This window comes from Caulobacter sp. 17J65-9 (genome assembly GCF_010975005.1).
In the GTDB taxonomy this organism is placed as follows: Bacteria; Pseudomonadota; Alphaproteobacteria; order Caulobacterales; family Caulobacteraceae; genus 17J80-11.
Genome location: NZ_JAAIVC010000270.1, coordinates 1 through 2,740 on the forward strand (window position 1 = coordinate 1; position 2,740 = coordinate 2,740).

Genomic DNA, 2,740 nt, shown 5'->3' on the forward strand with positions numbered 1-2,740 from the left:
GGCCCAGACCCCGCCGCGGGATGGCCCGGCCGCGGTCGCCGCCGCCGCGGCCGCGGCGCCGGACGACGCGTCCCTGACGCGCATGCGCATCCGCCCGCGCGTGGTGTCGGAGACGGTCCTGACCTCGCGCGCGGGGCGGGACTACCGGATCCAGCTCTCGCTCCCGCTGGGGCCGCCGCCGGAGGGCGGGTTTCCGGTGATCTACGTGCTGGACGGCGACGCCTGGTTCGTCACCGCCGCCGAGATCGCCCGCCAGCGCGAGTGGAGCCGGCTGCCCCCGGCCGTGGTGGTCGGCGTCGGCTATCCCGGAACCGTCTTCCTGGACGGCGAGCGGCGCTCGTTCGACTTCACGCCGCCGGGCGTCAGCGACCCTGAGTTTGAGGGCGCGGCGCTGGGCGGCGCCGACGACCTGCTGGCCTTCCTGACGGGCGAGCTGAAGCCCTGGGTGCGCCATCGCCTGCGCGGCGAGCCGGGACCCCAGGCCCTGTTCGGCCACTCGCTGGGCGGGGTGTTCGTGCTGCACGCGGCGCTGAGCGCGCCCGACAGCTTCGACGCCTTCATCGCCGCCAGCCCGTCCATGCGCCTGTTCGACCGCCAGGTCTGGACGGAGGCCGACGCCTTCGCCGCCCGGCCGAACCGGGGCAGCCCGCGCCTGCTGGTCACCGTCGGCGGGCTGGAGAGCCACCCGGCGCCGGCCTTCGTCGACGACTACCGCCGCTGGTATCGGGCGCATCCGGAGGCGCTGGGCGGCCAGGAGCTGGAGGCCGTGCTGGCCCAGACCTTCCCCGACGACCCCGCCTACGACAAGACCGCCGACACGCGCGCCCTGACCGAGCGCCTGGCGGCGCTGGGCGCCCGCGCCAGCTTCGTCGAGTTCCCCGGCGAGGAGCACACGGCGGCCGCCGTCAACGCGCTGAACCGCGCGGTGCCGTTCGCGCTGCGGCCGGCGGGGTAGGGGGCGGATGACCCATCTGACGAACGGCCTGGCGCACGCCTTCGCGAACCTGCGCTTCATGCTGATGAACGCCGACATGGTCTATCCGCTGGCCCTGGCCGCGGCGGCCGCGTTGCTTGTGCTGATGTCGCGGGGCCTGCGCGAGAGCCTGAAGGCGCCGTGGACCCGGGCCGCGTTCGCCGGTGTGCTGCTGTCGTGGGCGGCGCTGATCCCCTGGGGCGCCCTGTGGCTCGACGCCATGGACGGCCGCCACCCGAGCCCGGGCTGGGCGGGCTGGCCGCTCGTCGCGGTGCTGTTCGGCTGGCCGCTCCTCGCCGCCTTTCTGATCCTGCGGGCGCGAGGGGGCCGGCTCGCCGCCGGCTTCTTCGTCCTGTGCAACGCGCCGGGCTGGCTGCTCGGCTGCTTCGTCGGCGCGATGGCGGTCGGCGGCGACTGGATTTGATCTTCTCCAGCTCCCTCGAGGCGAGCGGGTTGAAGTCTCAGCGGGGTTCGGGCGCGTCGACGTGGGTGAGAACGCCGAGCGCCGGCAGACGGGCCATGCGCCGGCCGAGTCGGATCAGCTCCGCCCGGGAACTGACGGCGCAATAGTCCGTGCGCCATCCGCCGCTCGGCCCGCGTGCGGAACGCGTCTGTCCGCGCGGACACGCCCGCTGCAGAACGTCGAACCGCATGATGATCTCGGGGCCGGGCTTGCGGGCCAGCAGAAGGTAGTCGCTTCCCGGCCTCATCCGGCGCTGCAGCGCCCAGAGTTCGACCACCTGGCCGTCGGGGCCGCGGGTCTCGCCCAACTCGATCAGGAAACTGAAGTCGGCGTCGCGGGCCTGGAGGTCCTTCCGGTCGGGCGCGTCGCTCACCATCAGGGCGCAGTGGAACAGGCCGTGATTGTCCATCAGGAACCAGGTCGCGTCCGGGTCGCCGGCCTCCTCGTACCGCCAGGCGCCGTAGGCGATCCGGTCCATGCATCCGAACGACTCTTCGTCGAAGAAGGGGCGTGGCCACGCCTCGGGCGACACTTCGTTCCAGAGCGGCAGGTCGGCGTGGATCAGGTCGCTGCGCAACTCTGCTCGCACCGCTTCGCGACCGGATGCGTGGGCCGTCGGCGCGACGGCCGCGCACAGTCCGACCGCCAGCACGGCTGCGCCAATCCTTCGCCGCGCCATCCGCCCCTCCAACCCGCGCTCCACGACCTGCGGTCGATCAAATCGGACGCGCTGAACACGGTCAATCGGTCCAGCTGGCTCGATCTTCGCCAGGTCAGTCCGAGCTGAGGATGCTGCGGAAGCCGCCGCCGTCCCAGTAGAACACCACCGCGCTGGCCTCGAGCCGTTCGTAGACGACGCCGTCGTGGGCCAGCCTGGCGCGCTCGGTGTCGTCCCAGGCGCTGACCTCGCCGGGCGGGGTGCGCCAGACCACCTGCAGGAAGCCTTCCGGGACCGGCGAGGACAGGGTCTGCGCGATCAGCCGCTCGCCGTCGCGCCGCAGCACGACCAGCTTCTCCTGTGCGCCGGTGGCCGTCGGCTTGCGCAGGGCCAGCGCGTAGGAGGGCGCGCGCGCGCCGGTGAGATCCGCCGCCGTGAAGCCGGGGCAGGCGTCGGGGTGATATTGCGTCCACAGCGTCTGGTCGTCGGGGATCAGGTCCTGGACGCGCACGATCGACCAGCCGGGCTCCTGCTCGAGGTAGGCGGCCACCTCGGCCGGCGGCGTTTCGCACGGATCGACCCGCGCGGCGGGGGCGGCGCTGGCGGCTGGCGCCGCCGATGCCTCGGCCGGGGCGGCGGGCTCGCG

The 2,740-nt window shown here is 73.6% G+C and carries 4 protein-coding genes; 2 read left to right on the forward strand and 2 right to left on the reverse strand.

From position 1 onward, the window contains the following. On the forward strand, window positions 1-955 hold a 955-nt coding region (locus G3573_RS21085), incomplete at its 5' end, for an alpha/beta hydrolase-fold protein (protein WP_163263608.1). Between the two features lie 7 nt (window positions 956-962). Beyond that, complete coding sequence (locus tag G3573_RS21090) at window positions 963-1,397, forward strand: hypothetical protein (RefSeq protein WP_163263609.1); 435 nt, start codon at window positions 963-965, stop codon at window positions 1,395-1,397. A gap of 37 nt (window positions 1,398-1,434) precedes the next feature. On the opposite strand, the gene G3573_RS21095 is transcribed toward G3573_RS21090, so the two are convergent. Together G3573_RS21095 and G3573_RS21100 are read right to left on the reverse strand one after the other, a co-directional pair. After that, complete coding sequence (locus G3573_RS21095; protein WP_163263610.1) at window positions 1,435-2,088, reverse strand: hypothetical protein; 654 nt, start codon at window positions 2,086-2,088, stop codon at window positions 1,435-1,437. A 121-nt stretch (window positions 2,089-2,209) separates the two neighbouring features. After that, window positions 2,210-2,740, reverse strand: a 531-nt coding sequence (locus tag G3573_RS21100) for a hypothetical protein (protein ID WP_205598422.1), incomplete at its 5' end; no start/stop codon positions are given.